This is a genomic window from Variovorax sp. Soil_C_17 (assembly GCF_057657265.1).
On the sequence record NZ_JBDGIT010000004.1, the window covers coordinates 326,660 to 343,204 of the forward strand.

The window sequence follows — 16,545 nt, forward strand, 5'->3', positions numbered from 1 at the left end:
GCCATGCACGCGGCAACGCTCGCCTCCCACCTCCCTGCGGAGGCTCCGCCACGAGAGCTTCGGCGCGCCCTGGCGCGCGCCGAGGCGCGCCGCAAGTGGCGGGCGTTCGCACTCACGCTGCCGCTGCTGCTGTTCCTGCTGCTGACGCTGCTGGTGCCGATCGTGGCGCTGCTGCAGCGCGCGGTCGAAAACCCGGAAGTGGCCAACGCCCTGCCCCGCACGGTGCGCGCGCTCGACGGCTGGAATCGCCACGAAGCGCCCGCAGCGCCGGCCTATGCCGCGATCGCGGCCGACCTCGGCCAGCTGCCCGACAGCGCCGATGCGGGGGCGCTCGCACGCCGGCTCAATACCGAGATCGCCGGCGCCCGCTCGCTCGTGATGAGCGCCTACCGCGCGCTGCCGATCGCCGGCACGCCGGATGAAATCAAGGCGCGTCTTCTGAGCATCGACCCGCGATGGGGCGAGGCGCCCTACTGGCAGGCCATCGCCAAGAACGGCTCGCGCTGGACGCCCGACTACCTGCTGGCCTCGGTCGACCTGCGGCGCGACGCGTCGGGCAGCGTCGAGCGCATGCCGCCGGACCAGCGCGCCTTCGGCGGCATCCTCTTGCGCACCTTCGAGATCAGCGCCGTGGTCACCTTCTTCTGCCTGCTGCTCGCCTATCCGCTCGCGTGGTGGCTGTCGACGCTCTCGGCGCGCAAGGCCAACATGCTGATGATCCTGGTGCTGGTGCCCTTCTGGACCTCCATCCTGGTGCGTGTGGCCGCCTGGATCGTGCTGCTGCAGTCCGAGGGACTGGTCAACCGCGGCCTCATGGGCATCGGGCTGACCGACCACCCGCTGGCGCTGCTGTTCAATCGCACCGGCGTGATCATCTCGATGGTGCACATCCTGCTGCCCTTCATGATCCTGCCGCTGTACAGCGTCATGAAAAGCGTGCCGCCGACCTATCTGCGCGCGGCCGTCTCGCTGGGCAGCCCGCCGCTGGCGGCCTTCTTCCGCATCTACGTGCCCCAGACCTACCCGGGCATCGGCGCCGGCGCGCTGCTGGTCTTCATTCTGGCGATCGGCTACTACGTGACACCGGCACTCCTGGGTGGGGCCGACGACCAGATGCTGAGCTACTACATCGCGCGCTACACCAATGTCGAGGTCAACTGGGGCATGGCCTGCGCGCTCGGCGCACTGCTGCTCGCTGCCACGCTGGTGCTCTATGCCGTGTACCGCCGCATCGCCAAGGCCGACCTGAGCCTGGGCTGAGCGCACGAAAGACAGGTATGCCGAAGCTTCCCGAATTCCCCGCCTACGCCACCTTCGCCGACAAGCTCGGCTGGTGGGCAGTGCGCGCCGGCTGCGTGGCGGTGCTCGCCTTCCTGCTGACGCCGATCCTTGTCGTGATCCCGCTGTCCTTTTCCGACAGCTCCTTCCTGGCCTACCCGATCCGCGGCTGGTCGCTCAAGTGGTACCGCAACCTGCTCGAAGCGCCGGAATGGGCGCGCGCAGCACGCAACAGCTTCATCGTCGCGCCTGCCGCGACGGTGCTCGCCACCGTGCTGGGGACGCTGGCTGCGGTGGGCCTTTCGCGCGCGAACTTCGCCTTCAAGGGCCTGCTCATGAGCGTGCTGATCTCGCCGATGGTGATCCCGATCGTGGTGGTGGGCGTGGCGACGTACCTCTACTTTGCGCCCATCGGCCTGGCCGACAGCTACTTGGGCCTGATCGTCGTGCATGCCGCGCTGGGCGCCCCCTTCGTGCTGACCACCGTGCTGGCGACACTGGCGGGCTTCAACCACAACCTGGTGCGTGCCTCCCTGAGCCTGGGCGAAACACCGTTCAGGACCTTCATGCGCATCACGCTGCCCGTCATCGCGCCGGGCGTGATCTCGGGTGCGCTGTTCGCCTTTGCCACCTCGTTCGACGAGGTGGTGGTCACGCTCTTCCTGGCCGGGCCCGACCAGGTCACGCTGCCGCGCCAGATGTTCACCGGCATTCGCGAGAACATCTCGCCCACCATTGCCGCTGTCGCGACGCTGCTGATCGTGTTCACGACCAGCCTTCTGCTGGCGCTCGAATGGCTGCGCGGGCGGGGTCGCTGAACGCACATGAACACCTCTGCCGTCGCCCTGCGCCCGCCTGGGCTCGCGCGTGACAACGCGCTCGCCGGGAGCAGAATGCGCCATACGCACCATTTCATTCGATGGAGTACGTGTCCCGTGGCCACCGTTCTCGACAAACTAATCAAGCGGCAAGTGACCGTCGACGGCACGGATTACACCGTTGCTGTCGATCCCGACGGCCTTCGCTTGACTGCCAAAGGCAAGAGACGACCCGAAGTTGAACTGCGCTGGCGTGATCTGTTGAGCGGCGAAGCCGCCATGGCCGTCGCTCTGAACGCATCCCTGTCGACGAAACGGCAGGACCCTGCCAAAGCGATGATCGAAGAGCCGGCCGTTCGAGCGAACAAGCGTGCGCCAAGGAAGAAGGCGCGCTAGCGTCTCGGAAACCGCATTGCTTCAGCCCTGGGGCTCTTGGACTGGCCTCGTTCAGCATCATGCGGCGACATCTCCGCGGGCGTCGCCGACGTAAACGAGGTTGTCCAGCGTGTCCGCTCGCGCTGCAGCAGGGAGGTTCAGTCCGGCGTGAACTTCTTGTTGAAGATGTCGACGTCCGATGCCAGTTCGAAGGTCGCCAACTGCCCCATCTTCCCATCGCTGAGGCGGCAGGCGGAGAACAGACTGTAGCGGCCCTTGAAGTAGAACTCTTCGAGCACGATCAGCGCGTAGGGGTACGGCACAAAGACCTGGTGCTCGAAGACGACGCGGTGCACGTTCCTGGGCGACGGAAAGAGCTTGTAGTCCCCCGTGTCGATAGACCTTGCGATGGCCATGGTGCTTGCTTTCTCTGCGTTCAAACGGTGTAGTGGACGTCGCTCAGGGATTGTCGACGAAGTTCTGATTCATGGCCGTCACGCCGTCACGCCGTCATCGCTGCCATCGCTGCCATCGACTGGCGTTGCAAGTGGCTTTGTCTGTCAAATGCCGTCCTCGCAATGCCCTTCCACGTCCTGCCGCCGCCTCGCTCAGCCTCCCAGATAGGCGCGCTGCACGGCCTCGCTCGCCAGCAACGCGGCAGCGCCCTCGGCGCCGACGACGCGGCCCTGTTCCAGCAAGTAGCCGCGATTCGAGAGGGCCAGGCTGCGCTTGGCGTTCTGCTCCACGAGCAGGATGGATACCTTGTCGTCGCGAATGTGTTCGAGGGATCTGAAAAGCTCGGACACCATCAGCGGCGACAGGCCCAACGACGGCTCGTCCAGAAGCAGCACATCGGGATTGGACATGAGCGCCCGTCCGATCGCGACCATCTGTTGCTCGCCCCCGCTCATGGTCCTCACGCTCTGGGACAGCCGCTCACGCAGGCGCGGAAAGAGCTCGAGCACGCGCGCCAGATTGCGATGCTCGCTTGCGCGAGCGCGCCGCGGAAACGCACCCAGGAAGAGGTTCTCCTTCACGGTGAGGTCGCCGAAGACGCCGCGTCCTTCGGGCACCACGGCAATGCCTGCCTCCACGCGTTGGTCTGCCTTGAGGCCCGTGATCGATTTGCCGCTCAGGGTCATCTCCGCGCCCTTGACCGGCATCAGCCCGGCGATGCACCTCAGCAGGGTGGATTTGCCGGCACCGTTTGCACCCAGCACGCTGACGACTTCGCCGGCGCGAACGTGAATCTCCACATCTTGCAGCGCCTGGTGCATTCCGTAATGCGCGCTCAGCTGTCTGACCTCAAGCATGATCCGCTCCGAGATAGGCTCGCACCACTTCGGGATCGGCCAGCACCGAAGCTGCCGGCCCGACCGAAATGCGCTGCCCGGCATTCATGACGACGCAGTGGTCGCACAGCGACCTGACGGCTTCCAGCACGTGCTCGACCATCAGGATGGAGACGCCGTCGTGCTTCAGCGAACGCACGAGCTCGATCGCCTGGCGCAGTTCCGTCGGGTTCAATCCCGCCAGCCACTCGTCCAGCAAGAGCACGCGCGGACGGCTTGCGAGGCAGCGTGCCAGCTCGAGCCGCTTCTGGTCGATGTAGGTGAGATCCTCGGCCTGCTGCGTCGCCCTGGCTGCAAGGCCCACCCGTTCGAGAAGTGCCATCGCGGCCGCGGCCGCCTGCGCTCCGAATCGGCGCTCGTGGGTGAACGACATCCCCGCCATGACGTTCTCCAGCACACTCATCGTCTTGAAGAGCCGCACGAGCTGATAGGTACGCGCGATGCCCAGGCGCGCCGTCCGGAAGTTCGGCGCGCCGGCGGTCTCCTGGCCATCGAGCTTTACCGAGCCGCGGTCTGGCTGCAGCGCGCCACTGATCAGATTGAGCGCCGTCGTCTTGCCCGAGCCGTTGGGCCCGAGCAGGCCGACGATCTCGCCCTGGCCGATGTGGAGCGACAAGCCTTCGACCGCCTTCAGCCCACCGAAACGCCTGGACAGGTCGCTGACCTCCAGCAGTGGCGCGCTCATGGGCGCCCCCTGAGCTTCTCGCTCGCGCCCAGCAGGCCGCGCGGCAGCAGATACACGATCACCAGGAAGATGGCGCCCAGCACGATGCTGAAGTGGTCGGGAAAGTACTTGGTGAGGACCTCGAACGCGAGCACGAGCGGGACCACGCCCAGGATCGGCCCGTAGAACGCCGCCACGCCGCCCAGAAGCGCCATCACCACCACCTGAAAGGACACGAGCGAGTTGAAAGCGATCGACGGCTCGATGTAGGTCCAGCGCGGCGCCACGATGGCGCCTGCGACCGACATGAACATGGCGGTGCCCGTCAGCACCGCCAGGCGCACGGCCACCGTGTTGATGCCACAGCTGCGCGCCGCGGTTTCGTCCTCGCCGATCAGACGGAGCGCAAACCCGAGCCGCGATCTCGAAAGCCAGGCGCCGAGGAGCCACAGCAGCCCGAGCAGTGCAAGGAGCTGCCAATAGATCTGCGCCGAGGTGATCTCCAGGAAGACGTAGCGACCCACGGAGCCGACGATCTTGGATTCGTACCAGGTGACGAGCTGGCGGATCATCTCGGCGATGCCGAAACTGAAGACGACGAAGTACATGCCCGACAGGCGCAGCGTGCAGATGCCGATCGCAAGCGCCAGAGCGCCTCCCAGCAAGGCCGCGACGGCGAGCACCGCTGGCCAGGGCAGGAACTCCGACAGAACCGCGACGCTGTAGCATCCGATGCCGAAGAAGGCGACGGTCGCCAGCGAGATGAATCGCGTCGTGCCGCAGAAGATGCCCCAGGCGGTGGCAAGGTTCGCGTACAGCAGCACGTTGATCAGCAGCGACGTCGTGTAGTCGTTGCCGGTTTGCGGGGCGAATGCCAGCGCAATGAAGGCAGCCAGCGACAGCGCGAGAAACAGTCTGGATCTCGATGTCACCGGCGGCTCCTTCCGAACAAGCCGGACGGCCGAAACACGAGCACCAGCAGGAAGATGGCGTAGTTGGCAGCCAGCGTGAGGCCCGGATCCACGTACGTCGAAACGATGCTCTCGCTCAACCCGAGCAGCAGAGCAGCCAGCACGCAGCCGACGAAGTTGCCCACCCCGCCCATGATCACGACGATCAACGCCTTCATGGTGAATAGCACGCCCATGGTGGCGCTGAAGGTCGAGAACATGCTGACCAGCACGCCGGCGATGGCGACCAGCGCCGTGCCCATGGCGAAGGCCAGCATCGCGATCTTCGTGACATCGATCGCCACCAGCGGCGCGGACCCGGGGTCGACCGCCACTGCGCGCAGGGCCGTCCCGACGCGCGTTCGGGTCAGGATCAGGAACAGCGCGCCGCCCAGGACCAGTGCAACCACGAGGGCGAGCAAGCGGTTGGCGGCGACGGTCGTGCCAAGGACTTCGATCGGAATCGACAGGAACGAGTAGCTCAGGTAGTTGCCGCTGAACAAGGCAAGCATGAGCCCTTGGACCACGAACAGCAGGCCGAAGGTGGACAGGATGCTGTCGGCCTCGAGGGCTTCACGGCTGCGCGCGCGTCTCACCAACGGAACCAGCGCCACCTTGTACAGCAATGCCCCCGCTGCCGCCGCGATCGGGACGAGCAGCAGGAGCGCGAAGAGCGGCGAAATGCCGGCCTGCGTGAAGAGCACGAGACCGCCCAGTGCCGCTGCGATCAACATCTCGCCATAGGCGAGGTTGAGAATGCGCGCGACGCCGTACTGGAGGTTGAGACCCAGCGCGATGAGCGCGTAGGTTCCCCCCAGCGTCAGCCCGAAGATCAATGTGTCGATCAGCCTCATGGGGCGGCTCAGGCCTTCCAGGCCGGTTTGGCGATGGGCTCTTTCGCGCCGGGCTGCTTCGGGGCAATTCCCAGAAAGGTCCCGCCTTGCCACTGCCCGACCGTCCAGCCGCCCGCTGCGAAATGGTTGTCGAACTTCAATGGCCCCGTGACCGTGTCGAAAGTCGCCGAGGCGAGCGTCTTGATGATGGCCGGCCGGTCAAGCTTGCCGACCTTCTCGATCGATTGAGCCAGCGCCTGCAGGCCCGAGTAGCACAAGACGCTGACCCATTGCTCGGGCGGCTGCCCGATCAAGGCGGTGTGCCTGGCGATGTAGCCTCTGAAGGCCTCCGAGTTCGGGTTCCAGCCTCCCGGGCCCATCACGCCCTCGGTGCCGGCGCCGAACTTCGCGACATACAGGGGCAACGCCGATCCGATCCCGACGTAGAACACCTTCGGGTTGAAGCCGCGCACGCGCGCGGCATCGGTCAATCCCAGCGTATCCGGCGGATAGCTGAAGGCCAGGAAGACATCCGGGCTCGCGCGCTGCGCGTCGGCGATCAGGGGCGTCATGTCCTGGGTCGAGATCGGATAGCTGCTGTCGACCACGACCTCGAACTTCGCGGCCTTCAGCGACTTGCGAGCGGCGGCGGCGAGTTCGAGGCCACCCTGGTCGGTCACGTTCACCATGGCCACCTTGCTGCCGATCTTGCCGTCGGCGCGCATCTGCGTCAGCAGCCCGACGATGGCATCCGAGTAGCTGGAAGGCGTGCCCAGCAGCGAGAACATGTTGTCCCAGCGCTTGACGAGTTGAGGCATCTGGTCGGTGATGCAGGTGGGCGTGATCATGGGGAACTTGCCCTTGTGGAAGGACGGCGCGACAGCCAGGTTCATTCCGGTGCCCCACGGCGGCAAGAGAAAGTCGACCTTGTCCTGGTTGACCAGACGCTCGATCGCCCGCACCGCTTCTTCCGGTTGGCTGCGGTCGTCGTACTCGACGACTTCGATGGGGCGCTTCGCACCGCCCACCAGAATGCCGCCCGCCTTGTTGACGTCATCGACCCACAGCCGGTAGTTGGGGATCTGTGCGGACGCAGCGGCGCCTGCGAACGGGCCCGTCTTCGAGATGGCCCAGCCGAACTTGATCCTGGCTTCGGCGCCCTGCGCCCTGACGAAGGTGCCGGGCACCGAAGCCGCGAGGGCGGCGCTTCCCAGAATTCGGACGAAATCGCGGCGCTGTTGCTTGGCAGTCATGGAGGTCTCCGTTTGACTCAGGGGTGAATGACGTAGTTGCTGAAGCCGCCGTGGCGGTTCTCGATCCCGGAGATGGCCTCGTTGACCTGCTCGAGCGGAAAAGCCACCTGCTCGAAGATCGAGAGGTCGACGAGCCCGGCCTCGGTCATGTCGGCCATGTCCTGTCCCTCGCCGGCGGTGAACCACACGGAGCCGTCGAGCGACTGGCGCAGGTCCATCAGGGTGTGGAGATCGATCGGCACCCCGCCGGCGAGCGCGCCGATGTTGACGGCCGCGCCACCGCGCTTGAGCGCTCGCATGCCCGCCAGAAAGGTTTCGTGCGCGGCCCCCGGTCCGAGGCAATCCACGAAGACATCGACGCCCTCGCCCGTATGGCGAAGAATCCAGCGATCGGGCGTCTCCGCATCGTCGAGCGACAGGACCTCGATCCGGTTCGGTGCGAGCGCCTTCACGCGCGCCAGCAGTTCCCGGTTGCGAGCCGTGCCGTAGATGCGGGTGGCGCCCATTGCGAGCCCGTACAGGACTGCGCCGATCCCCAGCGTCCCGCTCGCGCCATTGATCAGCATCGTCTTGCCGACGCTCATCTCCACTTTCCGCAATGCTGCGTAAGCCGTACCGAGGTAGCCGAAGCGCGCACCCTGATCGAAGCTGACCTTGTCCGGCAACTTGACGAGCGCATACTGCGGCGCCGTCATGTACTCGCACAGGCCCCCATAGGGATAGTCTCGGAAGATCGGCAGCGAGTTCTGCGAGAACCCGAAGTAGCCGTTGAAGGTGTAGTGGCTGCAGCTGGTGTGCTGCCCGCCGCGGCAAGCGCGGCATCCGCCGCAGTGGCGCCCGGGGTTTACGTAGACGCGATCACCCGGCTTCCAGGTGTGCACCTGCGAGCCGACCTCGACGATCTCCCCGGCCGGATCGAGGCCGAAGATCGCCGGCAGCGGCGGCAGAGGGCGCTCCGGGAACCAGGTCGTCCAGTTCTTGAGGATGTTGCCCAGGTTCGGGACGATCCCGCACGACTTGACGCGAACCAGGACGTCGTTCGGACGTACCGCCGGCACGTCGAGTTCTTCAATCACCATCGGGCCCCCGACTTCGTGCATGCGGGCCGCTTTCATCTTGCTGGGCAGTGTCATCTCTGTTCCTCTGGTCTGGTGGTTGCTGCGATGCCTGCCGGCCATCGCGTCTGTCATGCCACGCTCATTTCGGTGGGCGTGGTCTGGAATGCGAGTTGTTGCCAGCGCCCCGCTTCCTTCACCCACACCTGCATGACGCGCGAGTCGATGGTCACCGTGCCGGTGCCGTTCTTGCGCACCCCGACGAGCATCTGGCGACCGGTCATCAACGCGCTGTCGCCCATGACCCGAACGGCGAGTTCGGACCGTTCGACCCGCTGGTAGCGGACGTTGAATCCGCCTGTGGCGAAGTAGCTGTCGAAGCCGTCGACCTGACCTTTGGCGTGCACATGCACGAGATCACGGTGCAGCAACTCGCGCAGGAGCGCCGTGTCGCCATTCACCATGGCGTTGCAGCGCTGCCGCTCGAGGGCGATCAACGCTTGCGTATCGTCGTCTTGAGTCATCGGAGCAATATCTTCGTCTTTGTGCATAAAACGTGATTCTATGCAGATCAGCGAGGTCGCGACCCCAAGATCTCATCGGGGTGAACCCTAGGCCCCGCGAAGCGAAAGTCGAGGGGAGGCGACCGTGACGAAGCCCGGCGTCCGCCGATTCACGTCATCGCCGTGCTGGTTTCTCGTGAGATGCCGATGATCCGGGCTTGGCCCCGGCTGTTCTGTCCCCGCGATCGGGGACGGATTCCCCTGCTTCACGGGGAACGCGACACGCGGCAAGCGCTTCGGCTCGTTATCAGGCGCTGCTGCGGGGTGAATCGGCCGTATCGTGATGGCGCGCGGGCGCAGGCTCGCTGAGCACCGCCGGATTCACGATGCTCAGGCGGCCAGCGATGTTTCAGCCAGGCGCTGCATCGCCGCGCAGTATTCGCGGCGCAGGCGCTCGACCAGTGCAGCGGCGGGCACCACCTCGGTCACCGCCGCGACACCTTGGCCGCAGCCCCAGATGTCTTTCCAGGGTTTTTTGCGGTCGCTGCCGAAATTCATCTTGCTCGCGTCGCTGTGCGGCAGCGCGTCGGGATCGAGCCCCGCCGCCGCGATCGAACCGCGCAGGTAGTTGCCGTGCACGCCCGTGAACAGGTTGGAATAGACGATGTCGCGGCTGGTGCTCTCGACGATCATCCGTTTGTAGGCGGCGTCGGCGCGTGCTTCCTCGGTGGCAATGAAGGCGGACCCGATGTAGCCGAGGTCGGCGCCGGCGGCCAGCGCGGCGAGCAGCGCGTCGCCGGTGGCGATCGCGCCGCTCAGGGCGAGTGGCCCGCGGAACCAGCGGCGGATCTCGTGCACGAGCGCGAAGGGGCTGACGCTGCCGGCATGGCCGCCGGCGCCGGCGGCCACGGCCACCAGCCCATCCGCGCCTTTCTCGACCGCCTTGCGCGCGAAGACGTCGTCGATCACATCGTGGAGCACGACACCGCCCCACGCATGCACGGCCTCGTTGATCTCGGGACGCGCGCCCAGCGAGGTGATCACGATCGGCACCTTGTAGCGTGCGCAGGCGGCCATGTCGCGCTCGAGCCGATCGTTGCTCCGGTGCACGATCTGGTTGATGGCGAACGGCGCCGACGGCGCTTCGGGATGCCGTCGGTCGTGCGCCGCGAGCTCCTCGGTGATTTCGGCCAGCCAGTCGTCGAAAAGTTCGGCCGGCCGCGCGTTGAGCGCCGGCATCGAGCCGACGATGCCGGCCTTGCACTGGGCGATGACGAGTTGCGGCGTGCTGATGATGAACAGCGGCGCGGCCACCACAGGGAGCCGGAGATTTCGGAAAGCAGGGTGCATGGGTGCGGATGTCAGAAGATGGAAACGGATCCGCCGAGGCGGTCCCAGCGCTTGCCGTCGAACACGACCGGCTGGAGCGACTTGATCAGCCGATAGTCGTCGGGGCTGCTGCTCACCACCACGCCGGGCAGGAACATGGGCAACTGCACGGCCTTGATCGACGCGGCTTGCCGCAGCACGTTCTCGCGCGTGAGGTTGTCGCCACAGGCGCGCAGGATGTCGACCATCAGCCTTGCGCTGGAGTATGCGTAGACATGCGAGCCCAGGCGCAGATCGGCTTCCGGCCGGTACTTCTTCATGAAGGCCAGCCACTCGCGGAACGCGGCATCGTTCTCCCACTGCGTGTCGTTGGGGTCCTTGGAATAGGCCGTGGAGATCACGCCGACGGCCTTCTCCGGCCCGGCCGGGTTGAACACCGCACCGATCAGCGCGGCGCCCTGGGCCAGGTAGTGCATCGGCTTCCAGCCGGTATCGTGAATCCGGCGCAGCGTCTGGATCGCTGCCTTCGCCGTGCTGAAGCTCACCAGCACGTCGGCACCCGCGCCACGCAACTGCACGATCTGGGAATCCACGGTGGGATCGGTCACTTCGTACGAAGCCTCCGCGACGATCATCGACTTGGCGCGGGCACCGAGGCCTTCCTTGAAGCCGCGCAGATAGTCGCGCCCGTAGTCGTCGTTCTGGTACAGGACGCCGATCTTCGCGTCGGGCTTGTGCTCCAGGATGTGCCGCGCATAGACGCGCGCCTCCGATGGGTAGTCCGGATAGAAGCCGATGCTCCAGGGGTGTCGCTGCGGGTCGTTCCACTTCGAAGCCCCGCTCAGCAGCAGCAGGTGCGGAATCTTCTTCGCGTTCGCATAGCGGTGCACCGCGGAGTTGGTGGCCGTGCCGAACATCCCGTAGAGCAACAGCACCTGCTCCTGCTCCACCAGGCGCCGCACGCCCTCCACCGTTTTCGGCGGCGAGTACCCGTCGTCGAGGCTGATGAAGTCGAGCTTGCGGCCGTTCACGCCGCCTTGCTCGTTGACCATGCGGAAGTAGGCCGCCTGCGTCTTGCCGACCTCGCCATAGATCGATGCGGCGCCGCTGTACGCCATCGTCTGCCCGATGCGGATCTCGGTATCAGACGCGCCCGGATCGTATTTCTTCTGCGCGGCGGCGCTGCCGCACGCCAATGCCAGCGTTGCCGCCAGGCCCAGGACGAACATCTTCATGGCTTGCTCCTCGCAAGAAAACGGATCTTCAGATGCCGGACGGCACCGGCCGCGCCGGTGGGCCAGAGCAGCACCAGCACGATCAGGATGGCGCCGTAGACGGCCCACGGCGCAGACTTCGAGACCTGCTCCGCCACGCGCGGCACGAACTGGATGAACATCGCGCCATAGACCGCGCCCGGAAGCGACGACAGGCCGCCGACCACGGCGCCGACCAGCAACGTGATCGACAGGAAGATCGAAAAGCTGTCCGGCGCGACGAACTGGACCACGATGGCCGACAGCGCACCGCCGACGCTGGTGCACAGCGCCGACACACCGAAGGCGAGCGTCTTGATCCGCGCGTTGTCGACGCCCATGGCCTGCGCCGCGATGGGATGGTCGCGCACGGCGACGATGTTCAGGCCGATGCCGCCGCGCAGCAGGTTGTGCACCGCGGCGAACAGCGCGGCCGCCACCGCCAGGCAGAAGAAGTAGAGCCACTGGTCCGCATCCAGCGGCAAGCCGAAAGGCACCTCGGGCTTCATCAGCACAAGCCCCCCCGAGCCTCCGGTCCAGGCTTCCAGCCCTTTGTACTTCAGCAACTGCGGCGTCGCGACGCCCAGCGCGAAAGTGGCCAGGGCGAGATAGATGCCGTCGAGCTTGAGGGCGGGCCTGCCGAACAGCCAGCCGAGCGTCCCGCCCAGCAGCGCCACCGTCGGCAGCGTCGTCCAATAGGGCCAGCCGGCATGCTCCATCAACATGGCGGCGGCATAGGCGCCGAGCGCGAAGAACGCGCCGTGGCCCAGCGAGATCTGCCCGTTGAACCCGGTGAGCAGGTTCAGCCCGAGCAGGGCCACGGCGTAGGTGATCACGAGGGTGGCCTCGAACACGGCATAGCCCGGCAGCGCGAACGGCAGCGCGCAGGCGATCGCAAGGAGCACGGCGGCAAACAGGTGGCGCTGCATGTCAGACCCTCACCACGACGGCCTTGCCGAACAGGCCGCTGGGCCGCGCCACCAGCACCGCGATGATCAGCACCAGGGCGACGGTGAGCTTGAGCTCGGCGCCGACCACGTAGGTGCCGACGAGGTTCTCGAGCACGCCGACGATGAACCCGCCCACGACGGCGCCCGGTGCGCTGTCGATGCCGCCGAGCACCGCCGCAGCGAAGGCATACACAAGCACGCCCGACATCATGTGGACGTCGAGGAAGACGACGGGCGCGATCATCATCCCGGCGACGGCGCCGATCGAGCCGGCGAGCCCCCAGCCGAGCGCCAGCATGCGATCGACCCGCACGCCCACGAGGCGGCTCGACACCGGGTTCTCCGCGGTCGCGCGCATCTGCAGCCCCAGCGGCGAATGGCGGAAGAACAGGTACACCACCGCGAGCATGGCGAGCGTCACGCCGACGGCGCCGAACTGATGGGCGGAGATGAGTCCGCCGGCCGCGCCGGCTTGCAGAAACGGGCTGGGGAACGATCGGATCGCATAGCCGAACAGCCAGCCCGCGATGCTGTGCAGGATGACCAGCAGCGCGACGAACACCACCACGATCGACAGCACCGGCGCATGGCGCAGCCGCCGGATCAGCACGGCTTCGATCGCGGCGCCCAGGGCGAAGGCGATCGCCACGGTGGCGAGGAAGGCGGCCCAGTAGGGCCAGCCGGCCTCGATCAGGAGCGACGCGATGAAGGTGCAGAACATCGCCATCTCGCCCTGCGCGAAGTTCACGTGGTGGGTGCTGCGGTACACCATCACCAGCGCCAGCGCCAGGCTGGCGTAGATCCCGCCGGTCGCCAGGCCCGCGGCGAGCTGCGGCAGCAATGTGTTCATGCGGTGTCTCCTCCCAGGTAGGCCGCATGCACGGCCTCGTTGTTGCGCACGGCGGCGGCGGGCCCGTGCAGGACGATGCGGCCGGTTTCGAGCAGGTAGGCCGTGTCGGCCAGGTCCAGGGCCAGTCCGGCGTTCTGTTCGACCAGCAGGATCGCGACGCGCTGTTCGTCACGCACGCGCCGCATGATGCGAAAGATGTCTTGCACGACCTGGGGCGCCAGGCCGAACGAGGGCTCGTCCATCAGCAGCAGCCGCGGCCGCAGCATCAGGGCGCGCGCGATGGCGAGCATCTGCTGCTCGCCGCCGGACAGCGTGCCCGCCTGCTGGTGCCGGCGCTCCTTCAGCCGCGGGAAATACCCGTAGAGGCGTTCGAAGTCCTCGCGCACGCCGGCCTTGTCGGTCCGCGTGCATGCACCCATGCGCAGGTTTTCCTCCGTGGTGAGGCCGGCGAAGGTGCCGCGGCCATCGGGAACATGGGCCACGCCGAGGCGCACGATGTCTTCGGTGGCAAGGGTGTCGATGCGCTGGCCGGCGAACGTGATCCGGCCGTGCCGGCGCACCAGGCCGCACAGGGCGCGCAGCGTCGTCGTCTTGCCGGCACCGTTGGCGCCGAGCAGCGCGGTGACGCCTCCGACAGGCACCTCCAGGTCGATGCCGAAGAGCACGCGGCTGTTGCCGTAGCCGGCCTCCAGCCCGCGCACCTCGAGCAGGATGTCACTCATGCAGAGCCCTCCGTTCGGCCAGCTCGCCCAGGTAGGCCTTCACCAGCCCGGGATCGCGCCGCACCTCGGTGGGAGGGCCTTCGGCGATCTTGCGTCCGAAATTCAATGCCACGATGTTGTCCGACAGAGCCATCACGAGCCCCATGTGGTGTTCGACCAGCAGCACCGTCAGCGCGAAACGCCGGCGCAGCGCGCGGATCAGGACCGCGAGCGTCTCGACCTCCTGCTGATTCAGGCCGCAGGCCGGCTCGTCCAGCAGCAGCAGGCGCGGCGACGCCGCCAGCGCACGTGCGAGCTCCACGCGCTTCTGGGTGCCGAAAGGCAATTCGCCGGCGGGTACGTCGGCGACGTCACGGAGGTGAAGCAGGTCGATCAGCTCGGCAACGCGCGCTGCCTGCGCCGATTCTTCGCGCGCAACCGCCGGCAGGCGCAGTGCATGCGCCAGCCACCCGGTGCTGCGGCCGCAGGTGGTGCCCACCCCAATGTTCTGCCGCACCGTCAGCGTCCTGAACAGCGCGAGGTTCTGAAAGGTGCGGCCGATGCCCAGCCCCGCCATCCGGTGCCGCGGCAGCGCACCGAGCGCCTGCCCCGCGAACCGGATCTCGCCCGAGTGATTCGCATACAGGCGCGACAGGCAGTTGAACAGCGTCGTCTTGCCCGCCCCGTTCGGCCCGATCAGCCCGCAGATCTCACCGGGCGCGACGTCGAAGGACACGCCGTCCAGGGCGACCACGCCGCCGAAGCGCAGGGTGACGTCCTGCACTTCGAGCAGCGGTTTGGGCCGTGGCCGGCCGCCGGAGATACCGTGCTTCATCGGCGCTCCTTCATCCACGGACCTGCGCGCGCAGCACGCTCTTGAGCACCTTGCCGGCGGCCGAGAGCGGCAGCTCGGGCACGAAGCTGAAGCCGCGCGGGCACTTGTAGCCGGCCAGCCGTTGGCGGCACCACTCGCGCAGCACCTCGCCCTCGATCGGCAGCGACCCGGCCTGCAGGACCACCACCGCGTGCACGGCCTCGCCCCAGCGAGGGTCGGGCACGCCGACCACCGCCGCCTGCGCCACCGCCGGGTGGGCTCGCAGGACGGTCTCGACCTCGCCACCGTACACGTTCTCGCCGCCGCTGATGATCATGTCCTTGAGGCGATCGACGATGAAGAGGTGGCCGCCTTCATCCAAGCGCCCGGCGTCGCCCGTGCGCAGCCAGCCGTCTCGAAAGACGGCTTGCGTCGCCTCCGGCTGCCGCCAGTAGCCGCGCATCACCATGGGCCCGCGCACCACCACCTCGCCCACCTGCCCGCGCGGCAGCTCGCGGCCCTCCGCGTCGGCGATCAGGATCTCGGCACCGAGGCCGGCGCGGCCCACCGAGTTGAGCAGCCCGCGCTCGCGAGCTCCTGCGCGGTGGTTGGCCGGCGGGTTCATGCATACGGCGCCGGCCGTCTCCGTCATGCCGTAGGCCTGAATGAATTCGGCTTGCGGCAACGTATCCAATGCGCGCGCCAGCAGGTCCGGGGGCATCGGCGCGGCGCCGAAGGCCACGCGCGTGAGCCCCTGCACGCGCTCGCGCCGAAACTCGGGCGCGTCGAGCAGCGACTGCAGCATCGTGGGTACCGCGACGATGTCGCTCACGGCGTGGTGCTCGATCGCATCCAGCACGCGGTCGGGCTGGAAGCGCGCCAGCGTTTTGCACGTGCCGCCCACCAGGATCTGGCCGATGAGCCGGCCCAGGCCGGCGACGTGGAACAGGGGCGCGACGAGCAGCGCCACCGAGTCCGGCGAGTTCGGCAACTCCGCCCCGCGCGCGACCGAGGCTGCCCAGAAGTTGGTGTGCGACAGCATCACGCCCTTGGCGCGGCCGGTCGTGCCGCCCGTGTAGAGAATGGCGGCGAGCGCGTCGCCGCCCGTGCGCGAATCGGGCAGCCCCGTGTGCCCGCGCGCCTGCGCCGCGAACGCGTCCAGCGTGAGCACCGGCGCTTGGAGCTGCGGCACCAGATGCGTGAGCGATTCGTCGGCCAGCATCAGCACCGCGGCGCTGTCGGACATCGCGTCGGCCAGTTCGGGCGCGCTCCAGCGAATGTTGAGCGGGCAGGCCGCGGCCCCGAGCCACCAGCAGGCCAGCAGCGCCTGGACCAGGCGATCGTCGTTGGGTGCGAGCAATGCGACGCGATCGCCCGCGCCCACGCCATGGCCGGCCAGCGCGGCCGCCTGGCGGGCCGTGCCTTGCAGCAGCTCGGCGAAGGTCAGGCGCCGCGGGGCGCCGTCGCCCAGGTGGATCAGTGCGTCCTTGCCGGGGTGGCGCTGGAGCGAGCGGTGCAATCCTTGCGTGAGGTACATGGGGTTCGGTTCAGTCGATGCCCGCAGCTT

Annotated in this window: 18 protein-coding genes; 3 read left to right on the forward strand and 15 right to left on the reverse strand. The window is 67.3% G+C overall.

Features of this window, described 5'->3' with window-relative positions:
* Nucleotides 1–3: 3 nt before the first annotated feature.
* The 3 genes from AC3A6Y_RS21655 to AC3A6Y_RS21665 all read left to right on the forward strand — a co-directional run bounded on the left by AC3A6Y_RS21655 (nt 4) and on the right by AC3A6Y_RS21665 (nt 2,492).
* Nucleotides 4–1,260, forward strand: coding sequence for an ABC transporter permease (locus AC3A6Y_RS21655; RefSeq protein ID WP_487870279.1), 1,257 nt, complete (start codon nt 4–6; stop codon nt 1,258–1,260).
* 17 nt (nt 1,261–1,277) lie between these two features.
* Nucleotides 1,278–2,096 carry an ABC transporter permease gene (locus tag AC3A6Y_RS21660; protein ID WP_487870280.1) on the forward strand — a complete coding sequence of 273 codons (819 nt, stop codon included), beginning with the start codon at nt 1,278–1,280 and terminating at the stop codon, nt 2,094–2,096.
* 117 nt (nt 2,097–2,213) lie between these two features.
* Entirely contained in the window at nt 2,214–2,492 is a 279-nt protein-coding gene (locus AC3A6Y_RS21665) for a hypothetical protein (protein WP_487870281.1), read from the forward strand.
* Nucleotides 2,493–2,629: 137 nt separating this feature from the next.
* Here AC3A6Y_RS21665 and AC3A6Y_RS21670 read toward each other — a convergent pair whose 3' ends face one another.
* From AC3A6Y_RS21670 to AC3A6Y_RS21740, 15 genes are all read right to left on the reverse strand, one after another.
* The gene (locus AC3A6Y_RS21670; RefSeq protein WP_487870282.1) at nt 2,630–2,887 is read right to left on the reverse strand and encodes a hypothetical protein; all 258 of its coding nucleotides are present in this window, start codon (nt 2,885–2,887) and stop codon (nt 2,630–2,632) included.
* A gap of 192 nt (nt 2,888–3,079) precedes the next feature.
* Nucleotides 3,080–3,784: an ABC transporter ATP-binding protein gene (locus tag AC3A6Y_RS21675; protein ID WP_487870515.1), complete on the reverse strand. Its 705-nt coding sequence runs from the start codon at nt 3,782–3,784 to the stop codon at nt 3,080–3,082.
* On the reverse strand, nt 3,777–4,439 hold the full coding sequence (locus AC3A6Y_RS21680) for an ABC transporter ATP-binding protein (protein WP_487870283.1): 663 nt from the start codon (nt 4,437–4,439) through the stop codon (nt 3,777–3,779). Before AC3A6Y_RS21680 ends, AC3A6Y_RS21675 begins: the two co-directional genes overlap by 8 nt.
* A gap of 65 nt (nt 4,440–4,504) precedes the next feature.
* Complete coding sequence (locus AC3A6Y_RS21685) at nt 4,505–5,419, reverse strand: branched-chain amino acid ABC transporter permease (RefSeq protein WP_487870284.1); 915 nt, start codon at nt 5,417–5,419, stop codon at nt 4,505–4,507.
* Complete coding sequence (locus AC3A6Y_RS21690; RefSeq protein WP_487870285.1) at nt 5,416–6,291, reverse strand: branched-chain amino acid ABC transporter permease; 876 nt, start codon at nt 6,289–6,291, stop codon at nt 5,416–5,418. Before AC3A6Y_RS21690 ends, AC3A6Y_RS21685 begins: the two co-directional genes overlap by 4 nt.
* Before the next feature lie 8 nt (nt 6,292–6,299).
* Nucleotides 6,300–7,523 (reverse strand): amino acid ABC transporter substrate-binding protein, encoded by a 1,224-nt coding sequence (locus tag AC3A6Y_RS21695; protein ID WP_487870286.1) that lies wholly within the window; start codon nt 7,521–7,523, stop codon nt 6,300–6,302.
* A gap of 17 nt (nt 7,524–7,540) precedes the next feature.
* The gene (locus AC3A6Y_RS21700; protein WP_487870287.1) at nt 7,541–8,656 is read right to left on the reverse strand and encodes an alcohol dehydrogenase catalytic domain-containing protein; all 1,116 of its coding nucleotides are present in this window, start codon (nt 8,654–8,656) and stop codon (nt 7,541–7,543) included.
* Between the two features lie 53 nt (nt 8,657–8,709).
* The gene (locus AC3A6Y_RS21705) at nt 8,710–9,129 is read right to left on the reverse strand and encodes a nuclear transport factor 2 family protein (protein WP_487870288.1); all 420 of its coding nucleotides are present in this window, start codon (nt 9,127–9,129) and stop codon (nt 8,710–8,712) included.
* A gap of 342 nt (nt 9,130–9,471) precedes the next feature.
* On the reverse strand, nt 9,472–10,431 hold the full coding sequence (locus AC3A6Y_RS21710; RefSeq protein ID WP_487870289.1) for an NAD(P)H-dependent flavin oxidoreductase: 960 nt from the start codon (nt 10,429–10,431) through the stop codon (nt 9,472–9,474).
* 11 nt (nt 10,432–10,442) lie between these two features.
* Entirely contained in the window at nt 10,443–11,645 is a 1,203-nt protein-coding gene (locus tag AC3A6Y_RS21715; protein WP_487870290.1) for an ABC transporter substrate-binding protein, read from the reverse strand.
* Nucleotides 11,642–12,592, reverse strand: coding sequence for a branched-chain amino acid ABC transporter permease (locus AC3A6Y_RS21720; protein ID WP_487870291.1), 951 nt, complete (start codon nt 12,590–12,592; stop codon nt 11,642–11,644). Before AC3A6Y_RS21720 ends, AC3A6Y_RS21715 begins: the two co-directional genes overlap by 4 nt.
* Nucleotide 12,593: 1 nt before the next feature.
* Nucleotides 12,594–13,463, reverse strand: a complete 870-nt coding sequence (locus tag AC3A6Y_RS21725; RefSeq protein ID WP_487870292.1) for a branched-chain amino acid ABC transporter permease — start codon at nt 13,461–13,463, stop codon at nt 12,594–12,596.
* On the reverse strand, nt 13,460–14,185 hold the full coding sequence (locus tag AC3A6Y_RS21730; protein WP_487870293.1) for an ABC transporter ATP-binding protein: 726 nt from the start codon (nt 14,183–14,185) through the stop codon (nt 13,460–13,462). The genes AC3A6Y_RS21725 and AC3A6Y_RS21730 overlap by 4 nt, the downstream gene beginning before the upstream one ends.
* Nucleotides 14,178–14,999 (reverse strand): ABC transporter ATP-binding protein, encoded by an 822-nt coding sequence (locus AC3A6Y_RS21735; RefSeq protein WP_487870294.1) that lies wholly within the window; start codon nt 14,997–14,999, stop codon nt 14,178–14,180. Before AC3A6Y_RS21735 ends, AC3A6Y_RS21730 begins: the two co-directional genes overlap by 8 nt.
* 10 nt (nt 15,000–15,009) lie before the next feature.
* Complete coding sequence (locus AC3A6Y_RS21740; protein WP_487870295.1) at nt 15,010–16,515, reverse strand: AMP-binding protein; 1,506 nt, start codon at nt 16,513–16,515, stop codon at nt 15,010–15,012.
* Between the last annotated feature and the right edge of the window lie 30 nt (nt 16,516–16,545).